Consider the following 1,880-nt stretch of genomic DNA (forward strand, 5'->3'; position numbering starts at 1 on the left):
GCCCTGCCCGGCTTCGTTGGCATGCCACGGTCACCTTTGCCGGCAGCAGCATGATGGACGCGGCGCCTTTCCATACCGGTGAGCAGGCGCTGCAGGCACGCGTTGGTGTGCGCGAGCGCATGGAAGAGATCGGCGACAAGGTGATCCGCGATCACATGCCCGACCAGCACCGCGAACTGTTCGGCAAGCTGCCAACCATGTTGCTGGGCGCCCAAGACGACCAGGGCCAGCCCTGGGCAACGATGCTGCATGGGCCGGCAGGCTTTGTCACCAGCCCCGATGCGCGAACGCTGCTGATACAGGCCAAGCCGGCGCCCGACGACCCCGTGGCCCCATGGCTCAGCGAAGGCGCTGCCGTGGGYCTGCTGGGCCTGGAGTTCCACACGCGCCGGCGCAACCGTGCCAATGGGCGCGTGCAGGTGCTGGGAGACGATGGCTTCGAGGTGCAGATCTCGCAGAGCTTCGGCAACTGCCCGAAGTACATCCATGCACGCCGCCCCAAGGCCGCCGCGCCGCGACCAGCGCTGCCAGCACAACGGCTCGGGCCCGCGCTGGATGGGCCATCGATCGCGTTGCTGCGCCGTGCGGACACGCTCTTCATCGCATCGGCGAGCAGTGCGCAGGCTGGCGACGCCGGCGCGGACGCCCGCAGCGCAGGTGTGGATGTGTCACACCGCGGCGGCCGCCCCGGCTTCGTCCACGTGGCCACTGGCCCGCGTGGCCTGCGCCTGACCCTGCCCGACTACCAGGGCAACTTCTTCTTCAACACGCTGGGCAACCTGCTGGCGTGGCCACGCGCCGGCCTGCTGGTGCCTGACTTCGAAGACGGCAGCTTGCTGCAGTTGGCCACCGAAGCCTCGATCTGCTTCGAAGGCCCTGCGCTCGATGCCTTCCCCGGCGCGCAGCGCCTGCTGCAGCTGGACGTGCTGCACGGCTGGTGGCGCCCCGCGGCGCTGGCCCTGCGTTGGTCAACACCCGAAGCGCCGCCGCAGTTTGCCGATTGAAGCAGCAGCAGCGCGGCCGTGCCCGGTCGTTCTAACCCTTCAGCCAAGCGGACATTACAAGGCAGGGCACACTGGCGCGCCCTGGTTCGGCCGTGCCGCCGTTGCCGGCGGTTCAGGTCGACCGCTACCCGTCTCATGAAGGATTCGCTCCATGCCTTGGCTGAATGAACTTGCTTTGCAGTGCCGCCAATGCATCGATGCCGGTGGGGGCGCCGCCGAGATTCGGGACCTGGCAGCGAAGGCACTTTCTGAACAGACGGCCGTACCCGCGCAAACCGACATCGATCGAATCGTCTACCGCGCCGACGACCTTCTCGTTGTCAGTCTCGCGCAGCCTGCGTTCGGCAACACACCGATTCATGACCACGGCATCTGGTGTGTCGTCGGCGTCGCCGTCGGCCGGGAAGACAACGCCTTCTTCGAGCGCAGCCCGTCGGGCCTGGTTGAAACGGGGCGGGTCAGGCTCGGTGCCGGCGAGTGCATGGCACTCAAGCCAGACGTGATCCACAAGATCCGCAACCCCGATGCCGTTCAGTCGCAGGTCTTGCACATCTATGGTGGTGACCTCCTGGGTGCCAGCCGCAGCATGTGGAGCCCACACACCGCCGAGGAGCTACCGCTCGATCAAGCGCAGTTCGAAGCCTGGTGCGAGGAACTCACCGGCCGGGCCTCCGGGCCAATGGGAGCTTCATTTTCCTGGTGAATGAGCTGTCACGCTGGACACACGAGTTGCTGCACCGTGGGTCGCGAATACTCCCGCCCCACCATGGCCCGTGCACCGAAATACGCCGTTCGAAGCCGAAGCGTGAGTGAGTCGATGTCAACGTTGCCGACCTTGTCGCAAGGTACGGCAATGCCGCGCCCGCGGTCATACAA

Annotated in this window: 2 protein-coding genes; both read left to right on the forward strand. The window is 66.6% G+C overall.

Annotated features, from left to right (window positions below):
- The coding region (locus AC1DYI_RS34275) for a pyridoxamine 5'-phosphate oxidase family protein (protein WP_477208567.1) at positions 1-1,004 on the forward strand (1,004 nt) is incomplete at its 5' end.
- 151 nt (positions 1,005-1,155) lie between these two features.
- Positions 1,156-1,707, forward strand: a complete 552-nt coding sequence (locus AC1DYI_RS34280; protein ID WP_477208568.1) for a hypothetical protein — start codon at positions 1,156-1,158, stop codon at positions 1,705-1,707.
- The last annotated feature ends 173 nt before the right edge of the window (positions 1,708-1,880 follow it).

Source organism: Ideonella sp. P3_A4 (assembly GCF_056403075.1).

What these genes read in the sequence shown, in the direction of transcription:
- AC1DYI_RS34280 (WP_477208568.1), top strand. Translation starts at nt 1,156, where the DNA reads ATGCCTTGGCTGAATGAACTTGCTTTGCAGTGCCGCCAATGCATCGAT.